The sequence below is a fragment of the Paracoccus sp. PAR01 genome (assembly GCF_014851995.1).
GTDB lineage: Bacteria > Pseudomonadota > Alphaproteobacteria > Rhodobacterales > Rhodobacteraceae > Paracoccus > Paracoccus litorisediminis.
This window is the reverse complement of sequence record NZ_JACVAW010000021.1, coordinates 40,344-65,179: the sequence shown is the minus strand read 5'-3', so window position 1 is coordinate 65,179 and position 24,836 is coordinate 40,344. Positions and strand designations below refer to the sequence as shown.

The window sequence follows — 24,836 nt, the reverse complement described above, 5'->3', positions numbered from 1 at the left end:
GCCACAACCCCTCCAGCACCGCCAGATAGCTCGCCAGACCAATCGTGATCGCCGGAAACACAATGTGAAACGACACCGTGAAACCAAACTGAACTCGCGCCAACTCCAACGCACTCAGCGTAAACATCCGACGCGCTCCTGTCGCTGAGGGCGATGGCTGGGGATGTCGCGCATGTCTGGCCTCCAGATTTCCGATGATCGGGGGCCCGATCCGGTCCGTGGTCCTTCCAAATTCAGCAGCTTAGCGCATCCGGGCCGTTCCGCCTATCGGCTTGACCGCGCTAGCCCCGCCAGCGCAGCTTGGCCAGCAGCAGCGCAAAGGCGGGCGAGGCCTGCAGCCGCGAAGGGTAGTAAAGGTGATAGCCCGGAAAGCTGGGACACCAGTCCTCAAGCACCGGGATCAGTTCGCCGCTGTCGATCCACGGTTTCAGATGCTGATCAGGCAGGCAGCACAGGCCCAGCCCGGCCAGCGCCGCCTCGATGATCATTTCGGGGTCGTTGCAGGTGAACTGCCCGGCGACCTTGACGTTCATCGCCCGGTCGTCGCGGCCCAGTTCCCATGCATAAAGCCCGCCCAGCGTGGCAAGGCGCAGGTTGATGCAATTCTGCCGGGTCAGGTCGGCGGGTGTTCCGGGGCGACCATGCGCGGCCAGAAACGCGGGCGAGCCCACGACCAGCATCCGCATGTCCGGCCCGATCCGCAGGGCGATCATGTCCTTTTCGACGCTTTCGCCCAGCCGCACCCCCGCGTCGAAGCGTTCGGCGACGATATCGGTGAAGCGATGGTCGACGGCGATCTCGACATTGATGTCGGGATGTTCCCGCATCAGCTCGCAGACCTTGGGAAACAGGATCTGCCGCGCGGCATCACGGCTGGAGGTGATGCGGATATTGCCCGCCGGACGTTCGCGCAGCGCGGCCAGACTGCCCAGCCGCGCCTCGATATCGTCCAGCGCCGGGCGCAGCGCCTCGGCCAGCTTCTCGCCCGCCTCGGTCGGCGCGACATTGCGCGTGGTGCGGGACAGCAGCCGCAGGGCCAGACGGCTCTCGAGCCGCTTGACGGTATGGCTCAGCGCCGATTGCGAAGTTCCCAGCCGCGCCGCCGCGCGGGTAAAGCTGCGCTCCTCATAAACGGCAAGGAAAGCGACCAGATCGCCCAGTTCATCGCGCTTCATTCATGAACCATCCGTCATGTTCATAACGCGACTTATACCAGATCATGCTGGATCAATCGCGGTCTTTTCGGCGGGGATCACGAAAACCAGCGTGACCATCAGGCCCAGCACCTGCAAGACCGCAGCACCGTAAAGCCCGGCCCCGATGCCATGCGCCAGTGCCGCGTCCGAGACAGGCGCATCCCGCATCGCCGAGGCAAAGACCGTGACCATCAGCGCCAGCCCCAACGTGCCGCCCAGTTGATGCGCCACGTTGACCAGACCCGAGGCCGCGCCCGCATCCCGCGCCGCAACCCCTCGCACCCCGGCCACGGTCAGCGGCGCAAGCGCCGTGCCATTGCCCAAGCCGATGAGCAGCATCGGCAGTGCCACCGCGGTTGCATAGCCCGCCCCCGCCCCGGCCTGCGCCAGCCAGACCAGCCCGAGTGCCGCACAGGCAAAGGCCGCCGCCAGAACCGGACCGCTGCCGAAACGCCGCAACAGGCGCGGCAGCATCAGCGAGGCCGCGAAGGTCACCACCGTCATCGGCAGAAAGCCGAAACCGGCCTGCACCGGCGTCATATGCAGCACGCCCTGCATCAACTGGGTGCTGAAAAAGAAGAAGCTGACCATCGCGCCCAGAAACAGCGCCCGCGCCGCATAGGCCCCGGCACGTCCTCGATCTGCCAGCAGCCGCAGGGGCAACAAGGGTTGCGCGCTGCGGGCCTGAAGGATCAGGAAGCCCGCGATCAGCACCACGCCGACCGCCACGCTGGCAAGGGTCAGCGCGTCCCGCCAGCCGCTGTCGGCGGAACGCACGATGCCATAGACCAATGCCGCCATGCCCAGCGTAGAGCTGAGCGCCCCGGCAATATTCACGCGACCGCCCGAGACCGGGCTTTCCTCCAGCAGGCGCGCGGCGGCCAGATACAGCGCCACCCCCACCGGCACGTTCATCAGAAAACCCACCCGCCATGACAGCCAACCCGCAAAGATGCCGCCCAGCACCAGCCCAAGGCTTGCACCGATGCCCGCCGTCGCCGCGTATTGCGACAGGGCGCGGTTGCGCGGCTCGCCCTCGGCGAAATGGGTCGACAGCAGCGCCAGCGTCGTCGGCGCAAGGATCGCCGCGCCAATGCCCTGCACGGCGCGGGCCGCAAGCAAGGCCGACGGGCTTGGTGCCAGCCCGACGCCCGCCGAGGCCAGCGTGAACAGCGCCACCCCGGCCAGATAGACCCGACGGCGGCCCAGCAGATCGCCCGCCCGCGCCCCCAGCATCAGGAAACCGCCAAAGGCCAGCGTATAGCTGTTTTGCACCCAACTGAGGCCCGTGGGCGAAAAGCCCAACCCATCGCGGATATCCGGCAGGCCGGTAATCACGATCGAGGTGTCCAGCAGGATCATCAGATAGCTGGCCAGCACGACGATCAGCACCGCGCGTGCGGCATCGGACCGCCCTCCCGCTCCGGCAAGGCCGGTCGGGTCGGGCAAGGTTGCGCTTGCCATGTTCAGATCCTTTTCAGCCCCGTTTCGCGGGATATTCGGCGTCGCTGACGTGTTCCAGCCAATCGACCACGCGCCCGTCCTGCGCCTCGGCAATCGCCACATGGGTCATGGCGACATCGGGCGACGCGCCATGCCAGTGCCTTTCGCCGGGGGCGAACCAGATGGTGTCGCCGGGGCGGATCTCCTCGATCGGGCCGCCCTCGCGCTGTGCAAGGCCCAGACCTGCCGTCACGATCAGCATCTGTCCCAAAGGATGCGTGTGCCATGCCGTGCGCGCGCCCGGCTCAAAGGTGACGATGGCCCCGCCCGCCCGCGCCGGGGCTGTCGCCGCGAAGGGCGTGTCGAGGCGGACATTCCCGGTGAACCATTCCGCCGGACCACGCACCGAAGGCGATGTGCCGTTGCGCTTGATTTCCATGATCAATTCCTTTCGATATATCAGACCCGCAGCAAGGACTTGATGGCGCGGCGCTCATCCATGGCGCGGTAGCCCTCGGCCACATCGGACAGTGGAAGTTCAAGATCGAAGACCTTGCCGGGATCGATCTTGCGCGACAGGACAAGGTCGATCAGATCGGGCAGGAAGCGGCGCACCGGTGCGGGGCCTCCCAACATACTGCGCTGCGCAAAGAACAGCTTCGCCCCGTCAAAGGTCACGCCATGGGGCACGCCGACATAGCCGATATGGCCGCCGGGCCGCGCCGCATAGATCGCCTGTTGCATCGATTGTTCGGTTCCGACGCATTCCAGCACGCAATCCGCGCCGACATTGCCGGTCATCTCTTTGATCCGGGCAATGCCGTCCTCGCCGCGTTCGGTGACGATATCGGTCGCGCCGAATTCCAGCGCCAGATCCTGCCGCGACTTGTGGCGGCTCATCGCGATGATGCGGGTGGCACCCATCTGCCGGGCGGCCAGAACCGCCATCAGCCCGACCGCGCCGTCACCCACCACGGCAACCGTCGCACCGGGCTGCACCTGCGCCGCATCCGCCGCATACCAGCCCGTGCCCAGCACGTCCGATGCCGCCAGAAGTCCGGGGATCAGATCGTCGGACGGAATGTCCGGCGTGGCGACCAAGGTCCCGTCAGCCAGAGGCACCCGTGCCAGCGGGGCCTGAGCGCCCTTCATGAACTCGATATTCTCACACGAGGACTGGAAGCCGAAACGGCAATGCGGGCAGGTATTGTCCGAGATGCAGAACGAGCCGACAATGAACTGACCGGGCCGGACGCTGGTGACGGCGCTGCCCACCTCGACCACCACGCCGCAATATTCATGGCCCATGGCCTGAGGCGCCTTCACATCCTGCAAGCCGCGGAACGGCCACAGGTCCGAGCCGCAGACACAGGACGCCGCCAGCCGGATGATCGCATCTGTCGGTTTCTCGATCCGGGGCTCGGGCACTTCCTCAAAGCGCAGGTCGCCCGGTCCGTAAAGCATGGTCGCCAGCATCTGGCACCTCCTTTCGTGATGGCGCCAACATACACCCTGACACGCGCAGGATTAGACACTTAATCCCGCATGGGGTTATGAACTGGAAATATGAATGGACCGGGCACGCTAGAACCCCAGTGCCCGGCTTTCGGCCCGGATGCGGATGGCCAGCACCGCGGCGTTCAGAACGGTGAACAGCAGTGCCACCTGCCACAGGCCCAGCACCATTGGCGCGACAAAGATCTCGGCCACGACGACGGCGTAATTCGGGTGGCGGATCAGGCGATAGGGACCGCGCTTCACCAGCGGCGCATCCAGAACGATGATACGGGTGGTCCAGCGCGGGCCAAGGCTGACCAGCACCCAAATCCGGGCCAGTTGCAGCAGGGCGAACAGCGCCAGCCATGGCAGATGCACCGGATTGTTGCGGCCCAGCACCGCAATCGCCAACAGCCAACACACATGCAGCAGGACAATCAGCGGGTAATGTCCCGCGCCATGCTCGACCGCGCCTCGGGCCAGCAATCGTCGGGTATTTCGCTGCGCAATCGCCAGCTCGGTCAGGCGTTGCAGGATCAGGAACAGGATGAAGGCCAGCGCGCCCGGCTGCATTCAGGCCACCCGGATCGGAATGGCCGACAGCGTGAAACCCGGTCCAAGCGCCAACGCCAGCAAATCGCCGCGCTGGCCGGAACGCAGCACTTCCTCCAGCACGAAAAGCACGGTGGGCGAGGACATGTTGCCGGCCTGTGCCAGCACGCGGCGTTCCGCGTCCAATGTGCCCTCATCCAGATCCAGCGCGGTTTCCAGCGCCACGATCACCTTGGCTCCGCCCGGATGGCAGACATAGCGGTCGATCTTGCGATCCGGCAGCAACCCGTCCAAGGCGGCACGCAGCTCGGCCTCGGCGAAGACCGGGATCGAGCGGTCAAAGACCACGCCGAGTCCGCTTTCCTCGATCGTCCAGCCCATGATATCCAGCGTGTCGGGCCACATATGCTGCAGCCCCGCGCCGATTTCGGGTTGGGCATCGTCACGGGCATCACCGGCGCGAAGGATGGCGGCGGCGGCCCCGTCACCGAAAATGGCGGTGGCGATGATGTCGGCCTTGGTCAGCCGGTCCATGCGGAAAAGGACGGTACACGCCTCGACCGAGACCAGCAGCACCGCCGCCCCCGGTCGCGCGGCGGCCAGATCCCGCGCGATCGCAAGGCCCGAGACCCCGCCCGCGCAACCCAGCCCGAAAACCGGAACGCGCATGACATCGTTGCGAAAGCCCAGCCGTTCGGCCACCACCGCCTCAAGCGTCGGCGTCATCACCCCGGTCGAGGAGATGGTGACGATGACATCGACCTGATCTGCGCGCAGCCCCGCCCGGGCCAGCGCCATGCCCGTCACCTCGACATGCAGATCGGTCGCCCCCTCGACATAGGCGCGGGTGCGCTCGACCCATCCATGCTGGTCGCGGAACCAATCGATTGGCACCACCGAATGGCGCTTGTCGATCCCGGCATTCTCAAAGGCTGTGGCCAGCCGGTCGAATTGCGCGAAACGCGGGCTAAGCAGGCGGCGGGATTCCGCGATCACCTCGGGCTGCGGCAGGATATTGGGCGGCAAGGCGCTGGCCAGCGACAAAAGACGCACCGCCGTTCGGGATTGGACGTCAAGCATGTCGGCTGCTCCGGTGACCTGCTGCGTGGGACAACCAAGCATAACGCCCGAACCCGACAGGTCGTGACTCTGGTTCTGTAGATTTGATCATGGGTGAGGATCGCATCGCCATTTTGTCACAAGCCCCTTCGTGATTGCGATGATGGTTCATATCATTGATGATGTCATCAAGATGCAATTTTTTCAGAATCGATCATGAAGCGACCAACGATCCATGACCTCGCGCACGCCGCCGGCGTCAGCACAGCCACCGTCGACCGGGTGCTGAACGGCCGATTGCCCGTGCGGGACGAAACCGCGCGCAAGGTGTCGGAGGCGGCCGAACGCATCGGCTATCATGGCGCCAACGCGATCCGGCAGCGGCTGCTGGCGGACATGCCGGAATATCGCGTGGGCATCGTGCTGCAAAAGGAACGCCACGCCTTTTACCAAAGCTTTGCCGCCAATCTGACGCAGGCCGCAGCCGAGGTGCATGACCGACGCCTGCGCGTCTCGATCAGTTTCGCGCAATCTTCCGAACCTGCCGAGGTCGCGCAGCTGCTGCTGCAGACCGCGGGCAAGGTCCATGCCGTCGCCGCGACCGGGCTGGACCATCACGACGTGACCAATGCCGTATCGACGCTGCGGGCGCGCGGTATCCCGACCTTTTCGCTGCTGTCGGACTTCGCCCAAGGCGAGCGTGAAGGCTATTTTGGCACCAATAACATGAAGGTAGGCCGAACCGCCGCCTGGCTATTGTCGCGCATCGCGCCGCAGCCCGGCAAGATGGCGCTGTTCGTCGGCGGCCATCGCTATCACGGCCATGCGCTTCGCGAGGCCGGGTTTCGCGCCTATATCCGCGAATATGCCCCCGAATTCGAGGTGCTGGACGCCATCGTCAATCTTGAGGCCCGGCAGCTGACACAAGAGGCCCTGTTGGGCGTCATGTCCCGTCATCCCGATCTGGTCGGGGTCTATTGCGCGGGCGGCGGGATGGAGGGGGCCATAGCCGCGCTGCGCGAAGGCAATGCCGCCGAGCGCATTTCTTGCCTTGTCCACGAGATGACGCCCGAATCCCGTCAGGCCCTGCTGGAGCGTCGCATCACCGGCGTTTTCCAGACACCGCTGCGGGAACTTTGCGCCGATCTGATGACCACCATCATCCACACGATCGAAAATGGCATGGCCGAAAATCCCGGCCAGCGCTTCGTTGTTCCGACACTGTGGACGCCTGAAAGTATCTGATGGTTTTACATCATTTCGTGATTATTTTCTATCACGGATGATGCGGGAACCCCTCTCAGCACTGTTGACCGGAATCGCGCTCTGACCGAAGACTTGCCTCGGGTGGTCAGCTGAGGAGAGCGCCACCCCATAGCTGACCGGTTGGGAGGAGCAAGGCGCCACGGGCGTCCGATCCCTCCTGCGAAACGGGCGCGCCGGACGCCCTGAGGGGAGGAACGAGAATGAAGAAAATCCTGATTGCCAGTGCCCTGACATCGGCGCTGATGGGTTCCGTCGCCCATGCCGAAAATATCGGCGTGTCGATGGCGCTGTTCGATGACAACTTCCTGACCGTCTTGCGCAATGGCATGAGCGATTATGCCAAGACCAAGGACGGTGTGACGCTGCAGATCGAGGACGCGCAGAACGACGTCGGCAAGCAGCTGAACCAGATCCAGAACTTCGTGGCCTCGGGCGTCGACGCGATCATCGTGAACCCGGTCGATACCGACGCCACGGTCGCCATGTCGGACGCGGCGGCGGCGGCGGGCATCCCGCTGGTCTATGTCAACCGTCAGCCGGTGAACCTGGACGCCCTGCCCGAGAAGCAGGCCTTCGTCGCCTCGGACGAACGCGAATCCGGTACGCTGGAAACGCAGGAAGTCTGCCGCCTGCTGAAGGAAGCCGGCAAGACCGAGGCCAAGATCGTCGTCCTGATGGGCGAATTGTCGAACCAGGCCGCCCGTCAGCGCACGCAGGACATCAAGGACGTCATCGCGACGCCCGATTGCAGCTTCATGACCATCGTCGAGGAGCAAACCGCGAACTGGTCGCGCACCCAAGGCGCCGACCTGATGACCAACTGGATTACCGCGGGCCTCGAATTCGACGCGGTGGTGTCCAACAACGACGAAATGGCGATCGGGGCGATTCAGGCGCTGAAAGGCTCGGGGCGCGACATGAAGGACGTGATCGTGGCCGGGGTCGATGCGACGCAGGACGCGCTGGCGGCCATGGCGGCGGGCGATCTGGACGTGACCGTGTTCCAGAACGCCGCCGGTCAGGGTCAGGGCGCGGTCGACGCGGCGCTGAAGCTCGCCAAGGGCGAGGCCATCGAGAAAAGCAACTTCGTGCCCTTCGAACTGGTCACGCCTGCGAACCTCGCCTCGTACCAGCAAAAGAACTGACATGCAGGGCGGCAGGGGGCACGCCCCCTGCCCCAGCGAACAGGAGAATGCAGGATGATCAGTGCGACAACCCGGCGCGCCATCGACCGCGTGAAGCAGAACATCGCCGAGGACGGCGTGCTGTCGATCCGCGGCATCCGCAAGGAATTTCCCGGCGTGGTGGCGCTGGATGATGTGCAGCTGAAGATCCGCCCCGGCAGCGTTCATGCCCTGATGGGCGAGAATGGCGCAGGCAAGTCCACGCTGATGAAGATCATCGCGGGCATCTACCAGCCCGATGCCGGAGAAATTCTTCTGCGCGGCCAGCCGGTGACGCTGAAATCGCCGCTGGATGCGCTGGAGCAGGGCATCTCGATGATCCATCAGGAACTGCTGCTGATGAATCCGATGACGGTCGCCGAAAACATCTGGATCCGGCGCGAGCCGAAGACCCGCTTTGGCCTGATCGACCATGCCCGGATGGCGGCGATGACGCAGGAGTTGTTCGACCGGCTGAACATCCGGCTGAACCCCTTGGCGCAGGTCGCCGACCTGACCGTCGCGCAAAAGCAGATGGTCGAGATCGCCAAGGCGGTCAGCCACAATTCCGACGTGCTGATCATGGATGAGCCAACCAGCGCCATCACCGAATCCGAAGTGGCGCATCTGTTCGCGATCATCCGCGACCTGCGCGAACAGGGCGTCGGCATCGTCTATATCACCCACAAGATGAGCGAGCTTTTCGAGATCGCGGATGAATTCACCGTTTTCCGCGATGGGAAATATGTCGGCACGCATAATGCCAGCGATGTGACCCGCGACGACATCATCCGCATGATGGTCGGACGCGAGATCACCGACATGTTCCCGAAAGTGGACTGCCCCATCGGTGATGTCGTGCTTGAGGTCAGGAACCTGACCCTGCCCGGCGTCTTCGACGATATCAGCTTTCAATTGCGCAAGGGCGAGATCCTTGGGCTGGCCGGGCTGGTCGGCTCGAAACGCTCAAACGTGGCCGAGGCGATCTTTGGCGTGCATCCCGCCGCCTCGGGCGAAATTCTGATCGACGGCAAGGCGGTCCAGATCAGCAGTCCCAAGGCCGCCATGGAACATGGCCTTGCCTTCCTGACCGAGGATCGCAAGGAAACCGGCTGCTTTCTGGTTCTCAACTGTCTGGAAAACATCCAGTCGGCCCTGATCACCCGCGACCATGTCAAGGCGGGCTTTATCGACCAGAAAACGGTGACGAAGCTGGCCGAGGACATGGCAGCCAAGCTGCGGGTCAAGACGCCGAACCTGAACGAGACGGTCGAGAACCTGTCCGGGGGCAACCAACAGAAACTGCTGATCGCGCGCTGGCTGCTGACCCGGCCGCGCATCCTGATCCTAGACGAGCCGACGCGCGGCATCGATGTCGGCGCGAAATCCGAAATCCACCGCCTGATCACGCAGCTTGCCGGACAGGGCGTCGCCGTCCTGATGATCTCGTCCGAACTGCCCGAGGTTCTGGGCATGTCCGACCGGATCATGGTCATGCACGAAGGCCATGTCTCGGGCTTCCTTGATCGCGCCGAGGCGGATCAGGTCCGGGTCATGGAACTGGCTGCCAGGTAAATAGGGGGGAACCCGATGAATACCCAAACCATCCCTGCCAATGCGAGCGCCGCGGGCCAAAGACGCCTGCCAGCCGAGGTCAACATCCTGATGGTCCTTGTGGGCATCGCGCTGGTCTTCGAAATCCTTGGCTGGATCTTTCAGGGGCAGAGTTTCCTGTTCTCATTGAACCGGCTCAAGATCATGATCCTGCAGGTCTCGGTCATCGGCATCATCGCCGTGGGGGTGACGCAGGTCATCATCTCGGGCGGGATCGACCTGTCATCGGGGTCCGTCGTGGGCGCGGTGGCGATGGTCGCGATGTCGGTGGCGCAGGTCTCCAGCTATGCCCGCGCCGTCTATCCGGCGCTGACCGACCTGCCGATGATCGTGCCGCTGCTGGTCGGGCTGTCCTTTGGCGCGCTGGTCGGCTTCATCAATGGCTGGCTGATCGCCTATACCAAGATCCCGCCCTTCATCGCCACATTGGGCACGATGGTCACCGTCCGCGGCTTTGCCAAGTGGTACACCAAGGGCCAGCCGGTCAGCTTCCCGACCGACGGTTTCGCGGCGCTTGGCAAGGGCATGATGCCGGTGGCGATCTTCATCCTGGTCGCCCTCGTGTTCCATATCGCGATGAAATACACCCGCTACGGCAAGTTCACCTATGCCATCGGCGCGAATGCTCAGGCAGCCCGCGTGTCCGGCATCAATGTCGAACAGCACCTGGTCAAGGTCTATGTCATCGCCGCGATGCTGGCGGCCTTGGCCGGGATGGTGGTGGCAGCGCGCGGTCAGACCGCGCAGGCCGGGATGGGCTTGGCCTATGAGCTTGACGCCATCGCCATGGCCGTGATCGGCGGCGTGTCGCTGAATGGCGGGCGCGGCTCGGTCCTTGGGACGGCGATCGGGATGATCATCTTTGGTGTCATCATCTCGGGTTTCACCTTCCTGCGGCTGGACGCCTATTACCAGGAAATGATCAAGGGCGTGATCATCGTCGCCGCCGTGGTCGCCGATGTCCACCGCCAGCGCAAGCGCCGCAAGACCAGCTGACCCAGACCTTCCCTAGCCTTCGTCGTTCCTCCCCCTGCGGGCGGGGTGCTCCTCCCTGCCGAAAGCTGACCCCGCCCGCTTTTTTCTTTCTCTGAAAGGCCCCCTCATGCGCATCGCGATTGACCCTTTCATGCATCGCCATCTGCCGCTGGAGCAGATCCCGGCCAAGGTCCGCGAGTTGGGCTATGACTGGATCGAGCTTTCCCCGCGCGGCGATTTCCTTGAATGGTTCAAGGCCCCCCGTGTCTTTCCCGACCGCATCAAGTCTTTGAAAAAGGCGCTGAAGGACGAGGGCGTCGGCATTGCCAGCCTGCTTCCGATGTATCGCTGGGCCAGCAACGATGAGGTCGAGCGTCAAGCGGCGGTGAAGCACTGGAAACGCGCCATCGAAATCGCCGTCGAACTGGGCGTCGACACCATGAACAGCGAATTTGGCCGCGGCCCGCATCCCGACAAGGGCAGCTGCTACTGCTGCCACACCGGCAGCATGATCGAGGCCTGCGAGGATGCCTGGTGGCGCAGCATGGAGGAGCTGGTCCCGATCCTTGAGCGCGAGGGGATCAACCTGCATGTCGAGCCGCACCCCGAGGATTGGTGCGAGACCCTGCAACCCGCCCTCGACATCATCCGCACCGTGAACAGCCCGCGGGTGAAGTTCCTCTATTGCGCGCCCCATACCTTCTATTTCGGCGACGACACACGCGCCATGCTGCGCGAGGCGGCCGATGTTCTGGCGCATGTCCATGTTGGAGACACCTTCAACCACAAGGCCAGTTCGGGCCTGCGCTACATCCTGAACCCGCCCGGCACGCAGGCCCGCGTTCACCAGCATCTGAATATCGGTCAGGGCGAAGTGCCTTGGGACGATTTCTTCGGGACGCTGGCCGAGATCGGCTTTGACGGGATCATGACCGCCTGCGTCTTCGCCTGGGAAGACAAGGCAGACCAGTCCGGCCGCTTCATGCGGGCCGAAATGCAAAAATACATCGATCAATATTGGAAATGAGGCCCAGAACATGACTGTCAGAATTGGTGTCATCGGCACCGGAGCCATCGGCCGCGATCACGCCCGCCGCATCCAGCATGTCCTGTCAGGCGGCACGATCGTCGCGCTCAGCGACGTGAACCGCGCCTCGGCCGAGGCGGTCCGCGCCGACATCGCCCCCGACGCCACCGTCTACGCCACCGGGCAAGAGTTGATCGCCGCCGCCGATGTCGATGCCGTTCTGGTGACAAGCTGGGGCGCCACGCATGAGGAATACGTGCTGGCCGCCATCGCCGCCGGCAAGCCATGCTTCTGCGAAAAGCCGCTCGCGACCACGGCAGATGGTGCGCGCCGCATCGTTGATGCCGAGGTGGCACATGGCAAACGTCTGGTGCAGGTCGGCTTCATGCGTCGCTATGACGAAGGCTATGTCGCGCTGAAAAAGGTCGTGGATACACGCATCGGCGCGCCGATCATGGTCCATGCCGCGCACAGGAACCCGACCGTGCCGGAAGCCTATGTCACCCCCATGGCCATCCATGACACCCTGATCCACGAAATCGACGTGTTCCGCTGGCTGCTGGATGACGACTATGTCTCGGCCCGCGTGACCTTCCCGCGTTCCTGCGCGCGGACCCATGCCAAACTGCGCGATCCGCAGATCGTGACCCTGACCACCGCCAAGGGCACGGTCATCAACACCGAGGTCTTCGTGAACTGCCATTACGGCTATGACATCCAATGCGAGGTCGTGGGCGAGGACGGGATCGCGAAACTGCCCGAGCCGGTCTCGATCCGCATGCGGTTGGATGCGAAACTGCAAAACGACATTCTGACCGACTGGAAGGATCGTTTTGTGGCCTCTTACGATGTCGAGCTGCAGGATTTCCTGAAGGCGGCAGCCCAAGGCACGGCCAGCGGTCCGACCTCATGGGATGGCTACATGGCCGCCGTCACCTCGGATGCCTGCGTCGCGGCGCAAGAGGTCGAGGGGCAATCCGTGCCGATCACCCTGCCCACCCGTCCCGCCCTTTACGCCTGAGGTCAGCTTATGCGTTTCGCCATGAACCATATCGCCGCGCCGAAACTTTCCCTTGAGGAATTCTTCGCCATGGCGCGCGCGCTCGGCGCGACCGAGGTCGAGATCCGCAACGACCTGCCCGATGTGGTCGGCACGCGAAGCCCTGCCGAGGTCAAGGCGGCGGCGGATGCGGTCGGGGTCACGATCATCTCGATCAACGCGCTTTATCCGTTCAACCTGTGGTCGGGCGACCTGCCCGACCGGGCCTTGGCCATGGCCGATTACGCCGCCGCCTGCGGGGCCAAGGCGCTGGTCATGTGCCCGCTGAATGACGGCCGCAAGGTTCCTCATTCGCAGGTGGTCGCGGCGCTGGATGCATTGAAACCCATCCTGAAATCGCGCGGGCTGACCGGGCTGGTCGAGCCGCTGGGCTTTCCGATCAGCTCGCTTCGGACCAAGGCCGAGGCCATCGCCGCGATCACGGAAACCGGCGATGACGGCACCTTCCGGCTGGTCCATGACACCTTCCACCACCACCTTGCCGGGGAAACCCAGTTCTATCCGCGCCGGACCGGCCTTGTGCATATCTCGGGCGTGACCGATCCGACGGTTTCGGTGGCCGAGATGCTGGACCCGCATCGCGTGCTGGTCGACGGCTCCGACCGACTGGAGAATATCGCACAGATCCGCGCGCTTCTGGCGGGCGGCTATGAAGGGCCGTTCAGCTTCGAGCCCTTCGCGCCAGCGGTGCATGACCTGCCCGACCCGCAGGCGGCCTTGGCCGAAAGCATGGCGGGCATCCGCGCCCATCTGGAGCAGCCCGCATGAGCCGCGTGATGCCACAGAAATCCCTTGGCGTCGCGCTGATCGGCACCGGCTTCATGGGCAAATGCCACGCCATGGCATGGCGCACGGTCGCCGCCACCTTCGGCGGCGCGCATCACCGGCTGGAGGTGCTGTGCGACATGCCCGAGGACCGCGCCCGCGCCTATGCCGCACAATTCGGCTTTGCCCGTGCGACAGCCGACTGGCAAGCGGCGGTCAGTGATCCGGCGGTGGATGTGGTCTCGATCACCACGCCGAACGGGATGCACCGACCCATGGCCGAGGCGGCCTTGCGGGCGGGTAAGCACGTCTGGCTGGAAAAACCGATGGCGCTGACGCTGGCGGATGCGCAATCCATGGCCGATCTGGCTGCAGAGCATCCGGGGCAGGTGACGATCCTTGGCTATAACTACCTGCGCTCGCCCGCGTTTCAGGCGGCGGTCGGGCTGATGCAATCCGGCGTAATCGGCCAGCCCCATGCCTTTCGCGGTGTCTATGACGAGGATTATTCCGCTGACCCCGACCTGCCTTGGTCGTGGCGGATGACCCATGCCGAGGGGGGATTGGGCGCGCTTGGCGATCTGGGCTGCCATCTGGTCAGCCAGATGGTCGCGCTGATGGGACCAGTGGCCGAGGTGACGGCACAGACCCAGATCTCGATCCCGACGCGCCCCTCGCCCGAGGGCGCAAAGCCGGTCGAGAATGAGGATTCTGCGCTGGCACTGCTGCGGTTTTCCAGCGGCGCGCAGGGCTCTTTTGCGACCTCGCGCGTCGCGCGCGGCCGAAAATGCCGGCTTCAATGGGAGGTTCATGGCGCGGATGGGACCATCGTCTTCGATCAGGAAAATATGAACCAGCTTTGGGTCCACCGGACCGGAGAGGCCGGGTTCACCCGCCACCTGACCGGTCCCGACCAGCCCGATTTCGCCGCCTTCTGCCCCGCGCCGGGCCATAATTTCGGCTTCAACGAACAGAAGGTGATCGAGGCGCGCGATCTGGTCTCGGCCATTGCCGGGGGGCCGCCCTGCGGTCCCGATTTCGCGGCCGGGCTGGAGATCGAGCGCGTCATCCATGCCATGGCGACCTCGAACGGGCGCCCGGTGCAATTGTGAGGAACAAGATGACCAAGACCCTTGATGTGATCACCATCGGGCGCGCGGGCGTCGATCTTTACGGCGCGCAGATCGGCGGGCGGCTGGAGGATATGGGCAGTTTCCGCAAGTATATCGGTGGCTCGCCCACCAATATCGCCTGCGGTACCGCGCGGTTGGGGCTGAAATCGGGCCTGATCACCCGCGTCGGTGACGAGCATATGGGCCGCTTCATCCGCGAGCAGCTGACCCGCGAGGGGGTGGATACGCGCGGCGTCACTACCGACCCCGAGCGCCTCACCGCGCTGGTCATCCTTGGCATCCGCGACGAGGACCAGTTTCCGCTGATCTTCTATCGCGAGAATTGCGCCGATATGGCGCTTTGCGAGGGTGACATTGACGAAGCCCTGATCGCCCAGACCCGCAGCGTGCTGGCGACCGGCACCCATCTGTCGAACCCGCGGACCGAGGCTGCGGTGCTGAAGGCCCTCACCCTTGCCCGCAAGCATGGCGCAAGGACGGCGCTGGACATCGATTATCGCCCGAACCTGTGGGGCGTGGCGGGGCATGGCGCGGGCGAAAGCCGCTTTGTAGAAAGCGCGCGGGTCACGCAAAAGCTGCAATCGACGCTGCATCTGTTCGATTTGATCGTCGGCACCGAGGAGGAATTCCATATCGCCGGCGGCAGCACCGACACGCTTGCGGCGCTACGCGCGGTGCGGGCGGTCACTGGGGCGGTGCTGGTCTGCAAGCGCGGGGCCAAGGGTGCGGTAGCCTTTGCCGGGGACATCCCCAGCAGTCTGGATGCGGGCGAAACCGGCCCCGGTTTCCCGATCGAGGTCTTCAACGTGTTGGGCGCGGGGGATGGCTTCTTTTCGGGGCTGATGAAGGGCTGGCTTGATGGCGAGAATTGGCCCAAGGCCTTGGAATATGCCAATGCCTGCGGGGCTTTTGCGGTCAGCCGCCATGGCTGCACCCCCGCCTATCCGTCGCTGGCGGAGCTGGAGTTCTTCCTGAAGCGCGGCGTGATCCGGCCTGACCTGAGAAATGACGAGGCTCTGGAGCAGATCCACTGGTCGACCAATCGCCATCGTCGCGTCGGCGGGGATTGGTCGCAGATGCGGGTCTTTGCCTTTGACCACCGGATGCAGCTTGAGCAAATGCCGGGCTATACACTGGAAAAGGGCGGTGCCTTCAAGGAGCTTTGCCTGCAAGCCGCGCTGGATGTCGCGGACGGGCAACCCGGCCATGGCATTCTGTGCGACAATCGGATCGGGCGGCGGGCACTGCACCGGGCCTCGGGCGCGGGGCTGTGGATCGGGCGGCCTTGCGAGGATCCCGGATCGCGTCCCTTGCGGCTTGAGCCGGAACTTGGCCCGGATTGCGGAGCCTTGGGCGAATGGGCGCGCGAGAACGTGGTCAAGGTGCTGTGCTTCTGCCACCCCGACGATGACGCGCCGACGCGCGCCGCGCAAGAGGCCGAGGTCAAGCGCCTGTTCGCAGCCGCGCGCCGCAACGATCTGGAATTCCTGCTGGAAATCATTCCGTCGAAGGTCGGGCCGGTCGATGACATGACCAGCGCCACCCTGATCCGGCAGTTCTATGCGGCGGGGATCTGGCCCGATTGGTGGAAGCTGGAGCCGATGCGAACGCGGGCCGGATGGGCCAATGCCATTGCCGCGATCGAGGAGAACGACCCCCATACCCGCGGGATCGTGGTGCTGGGGCTGGATGCACCCGAGGCCGAGCTGGCCGCCAGTTTCGAGGTCGCTGCGGGCTTCGATCTGGTCCGGGGCTTTGCCGTCGGGCGGACGATCTTTGGCGAGGTGGCGCGGCGCTGGTTCGCGGGCGAGATCGCAGATGAGGCCGCCGTGACCGAGATGGCCCAGCGGTTTGCCCGGCTTTGCGGCATCTGGGACCGGGCGCGCGCTGCGGCGCAGGTGGCGGCATGAGCGGGTCGGGTCGAGAGGAAGGGGCTCTGCCCCTCTTGGCCTGCGGCCAATTCACCCCGGGATATTTGGGCAAGAAAGAAGCAGGCGGAGGACAGGCATGAACGGGACGATCAGGCTGACGGCGGCACAGGCCATGGTGCGCTGGCTGTCGGTGCAGATGACCGAGGATGGCGAGCGTTTCATCGAGGGGGTCTGGGCGATCTTTGGTCATGGCAATGTCGCCGGTCTGGGCGAGGCCCTGCACGGGATCGGCGCGGCGCTGCCGACATGGCGCGGCCAGAACGAACAGACCATGGCCCATGCCGCCATCGCCTATGCCAAGGCGAGCGCGCGCAAACGGGCGCAAGCGGTGACCAGCTCGATCGGGCCGGGGGCGACGAATATGGTCACGGCGGCAGCTCTGGCGCATGTGAACCGCCTGCCGGTCCTGTTCATCGCGGGCGATGTCTTTGCCAACCGCCGCCCCGATCCGGTCTTGCAGCAGGTCGAGGATTTCGACGACGGCACGATTTCTGCCAATGACTGCTTCCGGCCGGTGGTCCGCTATTTCGACCGCATCCAGCGGGCCGAGCAGTTGCTGACCGCCCTGCCCCGCGCGCTGCGAGTGATGACCGATCCGGCCAATTGCGGGCCGGTCTGTCTGGCCTTTTGTCAGGATGTGCAGGCCGAGGCCCATGACTGGCCCGAGGCGTTCTTTGCGCCCAAGGTCTGGCGCATTCGCCGCCCTGCCCCGGATGCCGCGGAACTGGCCGAAGTGGCCGGGCTGATCCGGCAGGCCAAGCGCCCGGTGATCGTCTGTGGCGGGGGCGTCATCTATTCGGGTGCGGAAGCGGCACTGGCGCAGTTCGCCGAAGATCATGGCATTCCGGTGGCCGAGACGCAGGCCGGGAAATCAGCGCTGGCGCAGGCGCATCCGCTAAATCTGGGGGCCTCGGGCGTTGACGGCTCGGCTGCGGCCAATGCCGCGCTGACGCAGGCGGATCTGGTGATCGGGATCGGTACGCGCCTGCAGGATTTCACCACCGGTTCCCGGACGCTGTTTTCAGGGCAACTCGTGTCGATCAATGTGCAGCCTTATGACGCAAGCAAGCATGGGGCGCTGAGCCTGGTTGCCGATGCGCGCGTGGCGCTGGAAGGACTGACCGCACTGCTGGACGATCATCGCATCGAGCGTTTCGACACGCAGGCCCGCGCGGACTGGCTGGCCGCGGTCGATGCCCATTGCGCCGCACCCGCCGATGGCAATGCCCTGCCGACCGATGCGCAGGTGATCGGGGCGGTGCAGCGGGCCTCGACCCCTGAGAGCATCGCCATGTGCGCGGCAGGGACCATGCCCGGCGCGCTGAAGCTGCTGTGGCAGCCCGCGCAGGGCGGCTATCACATGGAATACGGCTATTCCTGCATGGGCTATGAGATCGCGGGTGCGATGGGGATTAAGCTGGCCTTGCCCCGGCGCGAGGTGCTGTGCTTCGTCGGCGACGGCAGCTACATGATGGCCAACTCCGAGCTGGCGACGGCGGTGATGCGGCGCGTGCCCTTTACCGTCATCCTGACCGACAACCGCGGCTATGGCTGCATCAATCGCCTTCAGCAGGGTTGCGGCGGCGAGGAGTTCAACAACCTCTACAAGGACTGCAATATCGAGGCGCAGCCGCAGATCGACTATGTCGCCCATGCCGCGTCGATGGGCGCGCATGCGGTCAAGGCGACCGACATCGCCGATCTTGAGGCGCAGATCCACGCTGCGCGCGGCCGCGATATTCCGACGGTGATCGTCATCGACACCGACCCGACCCATGGCCCCGGCGAGGCTGGCGGCGGCCATTGGTGGGACGTGGCCGTCCCCGAGATCGGCGGCAGCGCGAAGCTGCGTGAAGCCTACTCCAAGTATATCGACAACACCCGCCGTCAGGCGCTGGTCAATTGAAGGACACATGACATGATCCGCTATGGCACCAATCCCATTGCCTGGGCCAATGACGACGACCAGTCGATCGGCGCGCATATCCCGACCGAGCAGATCCTGCATGAGGCGGGCGAGGTCATCGGTTTTGACGGGATCGAGAACGGCCATCGCTGGCCCGATGACCCGCAGGCGCTGAAATCTCTTCTGGGTCGGTATGGGCTGAAGTTCATCTCGGGCTGGTATTCGACGGAACTTCTGACCCGCAGCGTCGAGGACGAGATCGCCGCAGTGCAATCCCATCTGGCCAAGCTGAAGGCCAATGATTGCAAGGTCTGCATTGTCTGCGAATGTTCGAACACGGTCCATGGGCGGGCAGATGTGCCGGTGAACGACCGGCCGCGGCTGAGCGCCGCCGAGATGGCCGAGTTCGGCCGCAAGATCGAGGAATTCGCGGCCTATCTGGCAGCGCAGGGCATTACGCTGGCCTATCACCACCATATGGGCACGGTGGTCGAAAGCCCTGAGGAAATCGACGCCTTCATGGCCGCGACCGGACCCGCGACGCATCTGCTGTTCGATGCGGGGCATTGCGCCTTTGGCGGCGGAAATCCCGAAGAAGTGCTGGCCCGGCATGTCGTCCGCGTCGCGCATTTCCATGCCAAGAACATCCGCCTGCCCGTAACCCGGCGCGTGCTGGCCGAAAACCTGTCCTTCATTCAGGGCGTGCTGGCCGGAGCATTCACCGTGCCGGGCGATCCCGAAGGCGCGATCGATTTCGTGCCTTTGCTGCGGATACTGGCCGGGGCCGGTTATGATGGCTGGCTGGTGATCGAGGCCGAGCAGGACCCGCTGATCCGCAACCCGCTGGAATACCAGTCGATGGGGCTGAAGGCGTTGAAGGCGGCGGCGCTGGAAGCCGGGCTGGACCAAAGCATTCCCGCCTGACCGCGAAAAGGGCGGGGGGCTGTCTGCCCCCCGCACCCCCCGAGGATATTTCTACAAGAAAGAACAAGGTCATCCAGATGGGCACACTTCTGCGCAAACCCTTTGGCACCCATGGCAAGGTGCATGAGATCACCCCGCAATCGGCGGGCTGGCGCTATGTCGGCTTTTCGCTGTACCGGCTGCGGGCAGGCGAGGAAGCTCAGGAGGCGACCGGCACGAGCGAGGTGATGCTGGTCATGGTCGAGGGCAAGGCCGAAATCCACGCCGCCGGGCAGGATTGGGGCGTATTGGGCGAGCGGATGAGCGTCTTTGAACGGACGCCGCCGCATTGCCTTTATGTCCCGAATGACCAGGGCTGGCGCGCACGGGCGGTCACCGACTGCATCATCGCTGTGTGCAGCGCCCCCGGTTCGGGTGGGCACAAGGTGCGGCGGATCGGGCCGGATGGCATCACCCTGTCCCAGCGCGGCGAGGGCAGCAACACCCGCTGGATCAACAATATCGCCATGGAGGCGGAGGATTACTGCGACAGCCTGTTGGTGACCGAGGTGTTCACCCCGGCCGGGAACTGGTCCTCATATCCCAGCCACCGCCATGATGAGGACGACTTTCCCCGCGTCACCTATCTGGAGGAGACCTACTATCACCGCCTTGATCCCGGCGATGGCTGGGGTGTCCAGCGCGTCTACACCGATGACGGCAGTCTGGACGAGGTGATGGCGGTCCGCGATGGCGACGTGGTGCTGGTGCCGCGCGGCCACCATCCCTGCGCCGCGCCGCATGGCTTTGGCATGTATTACCTGAACGTCATGGCCGGGCCGCTGCGCAAATGGCGCTTTGTCGTTGCCCCCGAGATGGAGCGGCTGGTCCCCAAGACCTAGCCCGTCGCCCCCTGCGGCTGGTACCCATAGTACAGCTGGACGACATGCTCGGCCTCGGCAAAGAACAGCCAGCGCGAGACGAAGGCGCCTGCCAGATGGATCACGAAGGCCAGCGCCACCGCCATCCCCCCCGTGGCGATGGACAGGATCAGCGCCGGCAGCACGCAAAGCAGCGCCATGCCGATCACCCGCAGTTTGGCGGCGTGGCGGCGGGCGACGTGAAAGCCGAATTCCTTCAGCAGGTAATTCGTGCCGGTATGCGGGGCCTCGAACAGGCGCGTGCGCCCCTTGCTGCCCAGCCCGGTGGCCGAGGCGATGCTGTGGCCGCGCTCTGTGAAGCGGCGGTCGCCGCGTTGCCAGCAGACCGTCTGGATCAAGGCCAAACCGATCAGGAAAACCACCGCCAGATGGTTCTGCGCCGACAGGATCGCGCCTGCGGTCAGCGCGCAGGCGATGAAATATCCGGGTGTCAGCGGGCTGTTCCAGCGCGGCACCGTCGCCATTTGCGCATAGATCATCGAGGTCGCAACGACGGTCGCCAAACACAGCGACGCCCCCAGCACGCCCACGACATTCAGGATGCGCCCGAAGAAGATCGCAGCCACAGCGAAGCCCGCCATGACCAGCAGCGCCGCGCAAGAGGCCCATGCCTCGCGGCTGAGCCAACTGGTCCGCCATTGGGTAAAGGCCAGCAGCGCCCGCTGGGGATTGCCCAGATGGAAGGTCGATGAGACCAGCCCCGCCACCGCCATCCCGAAGCCAAGCGCGAATTGCCAGAAGGCGACCGCGCCGGTGCCGGTGGACAGGCCCAGACCCAGAAACGCCAGATATCCGAACCCCGCGCCCGACAGGACGGTGAACACAATGACCGAAGGGGCGGGATGCATCAGATCTTCTCCAGAGCGCGGTCGAGCCATGCGAAAAAGCCGGTCGCAGAGGGGGCAGCGGCAGGTTCGCTGGCCACCCCTTGCAGCCGGTCCTTGGGCCGTGGCGGCAGGTATTTGTTGACGGGTTTGGTGCCGAGTTCCGGCATCAGGTCAAAGCCTCCGCGGCTTTCGACCAATTGGCTGACGGCGCTGGAGGGATCGCCCAGATCGCCGAAATGGCGGGCACCCGCCGGACAGGTGCGGACGCAGGCGGGGACGCGATCCTCCTCGGGCAGGTTCTCGTTATAGATGCGGTCGACGCAAAGGGTGCATTTCTTCATCACACCGGCCGCCGCGTCCAGTTCACGCGCACCGTAGGGGCAGGCCCAGGCGCAAAGGCCGCAGCCGATGCAGGCATCCTCATTGACCAGAACGATGCCATCCTCGGCCCGCTTGTAGCTGGCACCGGTCGGGCAAACGGTGACGCATGGCGCGTCTTCGCAATGCAGGCAGGATTTCGGGAAATGTACCGTCTGGGTCGCGCAGCCGTTGGCGGGTTCGACCTCATAGCTGTGGACACGGTTCAGGAATGTCCCGGCAGGTTGGGCACCGTAGGCGTCGATATCGGACAGGGCCGCGCCGTAATTCTCGGTGTTCCAGCCTTTGCAACTGATCACGCAGGCATGGCAGCCGACGCAGGTATCCAGATCGATGACCAGTCCCAGCTTGCGCGTCGTGGTTTGCGGCAGACAGGTCATTGCCCCACCTTCCATGTCAGGTCCTTGGGCCCCCGCCCGACGGGCGAGGCGATGGCGTCGAAATGCGGGTCGCATTCGGTCTGCGGTTCGACCCGCTCGATCTTGACCCGCAGGTCGAACCATGCCGCCTGACCGGTGATCGGGTCCGAGTTTGACCAGCGCAAACCATCGCCACGGCTGGGCTGCAACTCATGGATCAGGTGGTTGAGCAGGAAACCCTTGGTCGCTTCGGGCGCGTCCTCGGACAGGGCCCATGCCCCCTTGCGCTTGCCGATGGCGTTCCATGTCCAGACCGTGTCGGGGTTCAGCCCGCCATGCAGCGCCACGGGCACCGTAATCGCGCCATGGACCGAACTGAGCCGCGCCCAGTCCCCTTCGGCAAAGCCGTGCTGCTGCCAGACCTTATGCGAGACATAAAGCGGGTTTTGCCCGTGGATCTGGCGCAGCCACGCATTCTGCGTGCCCCAGCTGTGATACATCGCCATCGGGCGTTGGGTCAGAGCGTGCAGGGGATATTCCGTGGGATCGACATTGCCGTCCTCGAACGGCGGATACCAGATCGGCAAGGGGTCCATGACCCGGCGCAGCTGGTCGCGCAGATGGTCGGGGGGCTGGCGTTCGCCATGGCCTTCGGCGGCGCGCTGGAACTTGCGCATCGGCTCGACATAAAGCTGGAACAAATAGGGCATCGGCTTGTCGTAAAAGCCCATGCCGACGGCCCATTCCTGATAGGCGACGTTCCACGGCTTGTAGAACTCGGCATTGCCGGGGATGTGGGTGACGTGAAAGCCGCCATTGCGGATGTAGCGGTCAAGCTGGTCGGCATTGGGCGCACCGCGCCCGGTCTGGTCGCCATTGCCGCGATAGCCCGACAGCGGGCCGATACCGGGCTTGCGCTGGTGGTTGACGATGTAATCGGCATAGTCGCGATAGATCGCGCTGCCATCCTTGCGCACGAAGCCCGGCAGCTCCATCAGGTTCGCCAGTTCGATCAGCACGGTCTGAAAACCGCGCACGTCGCGATCTGGCTGGATCACCGGCCAGCGGATCGCATCGGCCGCCGCGCCCGCCTCGCAAATCGGGCGGTCCAGCAGGCTGATGCAATCGTGACGTTCCAGATAGGTGGTATCGGGCAGGATCAGGTCGGCATAGGCCACCATTTCCGAGCTATAGGCGTCGGAATAGATGATCCGGGGGATGACGTAATCGCCATTCTCGTCCTTGTCGGTCAGCATCTCGATGACGCCGCGCGTGTTCATGGACGAGTTCCACGACATGTTCGCCATATACAGGAACAACGTATCGATGCGGTAGGGATCGCCGGCATGCGCGTTCGAGATCACCATATGCATCAGCCCATGCGCCGACATCGGGTTTTCCCACGTAAACGCCTTGTCGATGCGGGCGGGGGTGCCATCCTCGCGCAGCGCCAGATGTTCGGGGCCGCGCACAAAGCCCAGATGCGGGCCGTCCAGCGGGTGATCGGGCTGCGATTTGCAATGGGGGACGGGATGGGCCTCGACCGGTTTGGGATAGGGCGGCTTGAAACGGAAGCCGCCCGGCACCTCGACCGAGCCGATCAGGATCTGCAGCACATGCAGGGCGCGGCAGGTCTGGAACCCGTTCGAATGGGCCGAGATGCCGCGCATCGCGTGGAACGCCACCGGGCGGCCCAGCATGCGGTCATGTTTCTCGCCCCGAAAGTCGGTCCATGGACGGTCCAGCGTGATCGCCTGATCAAAGGCGACGCGGGCGATTTCATCGGCCAGCGCCCGAATACGCGGCGCGGGGATGCCGCAACGCTCGGCCACGGCCTCGGGGGCGTATTCGGGTTGCAGATAGCGTTCCGCCATCAGTTGCAACACGGTGCGGTGGCCGGGATGGTGAGCGTTCAGGTCGGGGCGCACGCCCATCTGATCAAAGGGCACCAGCGCGCCGGACGCACGGTCGATGACCAAGGGGCGGTCGTCAGGACCCCTCAGGATCAGTCCGGTTGCATCGTCGATCAGTAGGGGCGCGTTGGTGTAGCGGGCCAGATAGTCCAGATCGATCCGCCCCGCCGCCATCAGGCAATGGACCAGCGACAGGATCAGCAACCCGTCCGTGCCCGGCGTGATCCCCAGCCAGTCATCGGCAACGGCATTGTAGCCCGAGCGGATCGGGTTCACGCCGACGATCCGCGCGCCGCGCGATTTCAGCTTGCCGATGCCGATCTTGATCGGGTTGCTGTCATGGTCCTCGGCCACGCCGAACAGGACGAACAGCTTGGTCCGCTCCCAATCGGGCTGGCCAAACTCCCAGAACGCCCCGCCCATGGTGTAGATGCCCGCGGTCGCCATGTTGACCGAACAAAAGCCGCCATGCGCCGCGTAATTTGGCGTGCCAAAGGCCTGCGCCCAGAAGCTGGTGAAAGACTGCGACTGGTCGCGCCCAGTGAAAAAGGCCAGCTTCGAGGGGTCGGTCTTGCGGATACGGGTCAGCCAGTCGCTGGCGGTGTCCAGCGCCTCGGCCCATGAGATTTCCTGAAACTGGCCCGAGCCGCGCGGCCCGACCCGGCGCAGCGGCGCGCGCAAGCGTGACGGCGCGTTGATCTGCATGATCCCCGCCGAGCCCTTGGCACATAGCACGCCCTTGTTCACCGGATGGTCGCGGTTGCCTTCGATATAGGCGACCTTGCCATCCTTCATGTGGACATTGATCCCGCAACGACAGGCGCACATGTAGCAGGTCGTCTTGCGCACCTCGTCCGAGACCTTGGGCGAGGTATCGATGATCGGCTGATTCATGGCAGGACGGCTCCTTCCGGGGCAGATGGCTGGT

General features: G+C 64.6%; 22 protein-coding genes. 12 read left to right on the top strand and 10 right to left on the bottom strand.

What is annotated here, in order from left to right:
• The 7 genes from IB235_RS21030 to IB235_RS21000 form a co-directional block, all read right to left on the bottom strand.
• Nucleotides 1-127: cytochrome ubiquinol oxidase subunit I (locus tag IB235_RS21030; RefSeq protein ID WP_192336856.1), on the bottom strand; the 127-nt coding region annotated here is incomplete at its 3' end.
• Between the two features lie 154 nt (nucleotides 128-281).
• Nucleotides 282-1,175, bottom strand: coding sequence for a LysR family transcriptional regulator (locus IB235_RS21025; protein ID WP_192338393.1), 894 nt, complete (start codon nucleotides 1,173-1,175; stop codon nucleotides 282-284).
• 42 nt (nucleotides 1,176-1,217) lie between these two features.
• Nucleotides 1,218-2,660, bottom strand: coding sequence for an MFS transporter (locus IB235_RS21020; protein ID WP_192338392.1), 1,443 nt, complete (start codon nucleotides 2,658-2,660; stop codon nucleotides 1,218-1,220).
• A 13-nt stretch (nucleotides 2,661-2,673) separates the two neighbouring features.
• Nucleotides 2,674-3,078: a cupin domain-containing protein gene (locus IB235_RS21015; protein WP_192338391.1), complete on the bottom strand. Its 405-nt coding sequence runs from the start codon at nucleotides 3,076-3,078 to the stop codon at nucleotides 2,674-2,676.
• Between the two features lie 20 nt (nucleotides 3,079-3,098).
• Nucleotides 3,099-4,115: a zinc-dependent alcohol dehydrogenase family protein gene (locus tag IB235_RS21010; protein WP_192338390.1), complete on the bottom strand. Its 1,017-nt coding sequence runs from the start codon at nucleotides 4,113-4,115 to the stop codon at nucleotides 3,099-3,101.
• Nucleotides 4,116-4,223: 108 nt separating this feature from the next.
• On the bottom strand, nucleotides 4,224-4,709 hold the full coding sequence (locus tag IB235_RS21005; RefSeq protein WP_192338389.1) for an isoprenylcysteine carboxyl methyltransferase family protein: 486 nt from the start codon (nucleotides 4,707-4,709) through the stop codon (nucleotides 4,224-4,226).
• On the bottom strand, nucleotides 4,710-5,768 hold the full coding sequence (locus IB235_RS21000) for a type III polyketide synthase (RefSeq protein WP_192338388.1): 1,059 nt from the start codon (nucleotides 5,766-5,768) through the stop codon (nucleotides 4,710-4,712).
• Nucleotides 5,769-5,963: 195 nt separating this feature from the next.
• Between IB235_RS21000 and IB235_RS20995 the strand changes: the two genes are divergently transcribed.
• From IB235_RS20995 to iolB, 12 genes are all read left to right on the top strand, one after another.
• Nucleotides 5,964-6,992 (top strand): LacI family DNA-binding transcriptional regulator, encoded by a 1,029-nt coding sequence (locus tag IB235_RS20995; protein WP_192338387.1) that lies wholly within the window; start codon nucleotides 5,964-5,966, stop codon nucleotides 6,990-6,992.
• 221 nt (nucleotides 6,993-7,213) lie between these two features.
• Nucleotides 7,214-8,158 (top strand): sugar ABC transporter substrate-binding protein, encoded by a 945-nt coding sequence (locus IB235_RS20990; RefSeq protein WP_192338386.1) that lies wholly within the window; start codon nucleotides 7,214-7,216, stop codon nucleotides 8,156-8,158.
• 54 nt (nucleotides 8,159-8,212) lie between these two features.
• Entirely contained in the window at nucleotides 8,213-9,751 is a 1,539-nt protein-coding gene (locus IB235_RS20985; RefSeq protein WP_192338385.1) for a sugar ABC transporter ATP-binding protein, read from the top strand.
• 15 nt (nucleotides 9,752-9,766) lie between these two features.
• A complete protein-coding gene (locus tag IB235_RS20980) occupies nucleotides 9,767-10,786 on the top strand; it encodes an ABC transporter permease (protein ID WP_192338384.1) in 1,020 nt (339 codons plus the stop codon).
• Between the two features lie 106 nt (nucleotides 10,787-10,892).
• Nucleotides 10,893-11,792 (top strand): sugar phosphate isomerase/epimerase family protein, encoded by a 900-nt coding sequence (locus tag IB235_RS20975; RefSeq protein WP_192338383.1) that lies wholly within the window; start codon nucleotides 10,893-10,895, stop codon nucleotides 11,790-11,792.
• A gap of 10 nt (nucleotides 11,793-11,802) precedes the next feature.
• On the top strand, nucleotides 11,803-12,813 hold the full coding sequence (locus tag IB235_RS20970; protein WP_192338382.1) for a Gfo/Idh/MocA family protein: 1,011 nt from the start codon (nucleotides 11,803-11,805) through the stop codon (nucleotides 12,811-12,813).
• Nucleotides 12,814-12,834: 21 nt separating this feature from the next.
• Nucleotides 12,835-13,620, top strand: a complete 786-nt coding sequence (locus tag IB235_RS20965) for a TIM barrel protein (protein ID WP_225612513.1) — start codon at nucleotides 12,835-12,837, stop codon at nucleotides 13,618-13,620.
• A gap of 8 nt (nucleotides 13,621-13,628) precedes the next feature.
• Nucleotides 13,629-14,729 carry a Gfo/Idh/MocA family protein gene (locus tag IB235_RS20960; protein WP_225612512.1) on the top strand — a complete coding sequence of 367 codons (1,101 nt, stop codon included), beginning with the start codon at nucleotides 13,629-13,631 and terminating at the stop codon, nucleotides 14,727-14,729.
• A gap of 8 nt (nucleotides 14,730-14,737) precedes the next feature.
• Nucleotides 14,738-16,660 carry a 5-dehydro-2-deoxygluconokinase gene (gene iolC, locus IB235_RS20955; protein WP_192338379.1) on the top strand — a complete coding sequence of 641 codons (1,923 nt, stop codon included), beginning with the start codon at nucleotides 14,738-14,740 and terminating at the stop codon, nucleotides 16,658-16,660.
• A gap of 97 nt (nucleotides 16,661-16,757) precedes the next feature.
• Nucleotides 16,758-18,587: a 3D-(3,5/4)-trihydroxycyclohexane-1,2-dione acylhydrolase (decyclizing) gene (gene iolD / locus IB235_RS20950; RefSeq protein ID WP_192338378.1), complete on the top strand. Its 1,830-nt coding sequence runs from the start codon at nucleotides 16,758-16,760 to the stop codon at nucleotides 18,585-18,587.
• A gap of 12 nt (nucleotides 18,588-18,599) precedes the next feature.
• A complete protein-coding gene (gene iolE / locus IB235_RS20945; RefSeq protein ID WP_192338377.1) occupies nucleotides 18,600-19,511 on the top strand; it encodes a myo-inosose-2 dehydratase in 912 nt (303 codons plus the stop codon).
• A gap of 77 nt (nucleotides 19,512-19,588) precedes the next feature.
• Nucleotides 19,589-20,392, top strand: a complete 804-nt coding sequence (gene iolB, locus IB235_RS20940) for a 5-deoxy-glucuronate isomerase (RefSeq protein ID WP_192338376.1) — start codon at nucleotides 19,589-19,591, stop codon at nucleotides 20,390-20,392.
• Here iolB and IB235_RS20935 read toward each other — a convergent pair.
• The 3 genes from IB235_RS20935 to IB235_RS20925 are packed head-to-tail and all read right to left on the bottom strand — an operon-like array spanning nucleotide 20,389 to nucleotide 24,802.
• The gene (locus IB235_RS20935; protein ID WP_192338375.1) at nucleotides 20,389-21,279 is read right to left on the bottom strand and encodes a DmsC/YnfH family molybdoenzyme membrane anchor subunit; all 891 of its coding nucleotides are present in this window, start codon (nucleotides 21,277-21,279) and stop codon (nucleotides 20,389-20,391) included. The genes iolB and IB235_RS20935 overlap by 4 nt on opposite strands.
• Nucleotides 21,279-22,016: a 4Fe-4S dicluster domain-containing protein gene (locus tag IB235_RS20930; RefSeq protein ID WP_192338395.1), complete on the bottom strand. Its 738-nt coding sequence runs from the start codon at nucleotides 22,014-22,016 to the stop codon at nucleotides 21,279-21,281. Before IB235_RS20930 ends, IB235_RS20935 begins: the two co-directional genes overlap by 1 nt.
• Nucleotides 22,013-24,802, bottom strand: a complete 2,790-nt coding sequence (locus IB235_RS20925; protein ID WP_192338374.1) for a molybdopterin oxidoreductase family protein — start codon at nucleotides 24,800-24,802, stop codon at nucleotides 22,013-22,015. The genes IB235_RS20930 and IB235_RS20925 overlap by 4 nt, the downstream gene beginning before the upstream one ends.
• Nucleotides 24,803-24,836 lie beyond the last annotated feature (34 nt).

What these genes read in the sequence shown, in the direction of transcription:
- IB235_RS20960 (WP_225612512.1), top strand. Translation starts at nt 13,629, where the DNA reads ATGCCACAGAAATCCCTTGGCGTCGCGCTGATCGGCACCGGCTTCATG.
- iolE (WP_192338377.1), top strand. Translation starts at nt 18,600, where the DNA reads ATGATCCGCTATGGCACCAATCCCATTGCCTGGGCCAATGACGACGAC.
- IB235_RS21000 (WP_192338388.1), bottom strand. Translation starts at nt 5,768, where the DNA reads ATGCTTGACGTCCAATCCCGAACGGCGGTGCGTCTTTTGTCGCTGGCC.
- IB235_RS21020 (WP_192338392.1), bottom strand. Translation starts at nt 2,660, where the DNA reads ATGGCAAGCGCAACCTTGCCCGACCCGACCGGCCTTGCCGGAGCGGGA.
- iolD (WP_192338378.1), top strand. Translation starts at nt 16,758, where the DNA reads ATGAACGGGACGATCAGGCTGACGGCGGCACAGGCCATGGTGCGCTGG.
- IB235_RS20925 (WP_192338374.1), bottom strand. Translation starts at nt 24,802, where the DNA reads ATGAATCAGCCGATCATCGATACCTCGCCCAAGGTCTCGGACGAGGTG.
- IB235_RS20975 (WP_192338383.1), top strand. Translation starts at nt 10,893, where the DNA reads ATGCGCATCGCGATTGACCCTTTCATGCATCGCCATCTGCCGCTGGAG.
- IB235_RS20985 (WP_192338385.1), top strand. Translation starts at nt 8,213, where the DNA reads ATGATCAGTGCGACAACCCGGCGCGCCATCGACCGCGTGAAGCAGAAC.
- IB235_RS20980 (WP_192338384.1), top strand. Translation starts at nt 9,767, where the DNA reads ATGAATACCCAAACCATCCCTGCCAATGCGAGCGCCGCGGGCCAAAGA.
- IB235_RS20995 (WP_192338387.1), top strand. Translation starts at nt 5,964, where the DNA reads ATGAAGCGACCAACGATCCATGACCTCGCGCACGCCGCCGGCGTCAGC.
- IB235_RS21005 (WP_192338389.1), bottom strand. Translation starts at nt 4,709, where the DNA reads ATGCAGCCGGGCGCGCTGGCCTTCATCCTGTTCCTGATCCTGCAACGC.
- IB235_RS21010 (WP_192338390.1), bottom strand. Translation starts at nt 4,115, where the DNA reads ATGCTGGCGACCATGCTTTACGGACCGGGCGACCTGCGCTTTGAGGAA.
- IB235_RS20970 (WP_192338382.1), top strand. Translation starts at nt 11,803, where the DNA reads ATGACTGTCAGAATTGGTGTCATCGGCACCGGAGCCATCGGCCGCGAT.
- IB235_RS20990 (WP_192338386.1), top strand. Translation starts at nt 7,214, where the DNA reads ATGAAGAAAATCCTGATTGCCAGTGCCCTGACATCGGCGCTGATGGGT.
- IB235_RS21015 (WP_192338391.1), bottom strand. Translation starts at nt 3,078, where the DNA reads ATGGAAATCAAGCGCAACGGCACATCGCCTTCGGTGCGTGGTCCGGCG.
- IB235_RS21025 (WP_192338393.1), bottom strand. Translation starts at nt 1,175, where the DNA reads ATGAAGCGCGATGAACTGGGCGATCTGGTCGCTTTCCTTGCCGTTTAT.
- IB235_RS20935 (WP_192338375.1), bottom strand. Translation starts at nt 21,279, where the DNA reads ATGCATCCCGCCCCTTCGGTCATTGTGTTCACCGTCCTGTCGGGCGCG.
- IB235_RS20930 (WP_192338395.1), bottom strand. Translation starts at nt 22,016, where the DNA reads ATGACCTGTCTGCCGCAAACCACGACGCGCAAGCTGGGACTGGTCATC.
- iolB (WP_192338376.1), top strand. Translation starts at nt 19,589, where the DNA reads ATGGGCACACTTCTGCGCAAACCCTTTGGCACCCATGGCAAGGTGCAT.
- iolC (WP_192338379.1), top strand. Translation starts at nt 14,738, where the DNA reads ATGACCAAGACCCTTGATGTGATCACCATCGGGCGCGCGGGCGTCGAT.
- IB235_RS20965 (WP_225612513.1), top strand. Translation starts at nt 12,835, where the DNA reads ATGAACCATATCGCCGCGCCGAAACTTTCCCTTGAGGAATTCTTCGCC.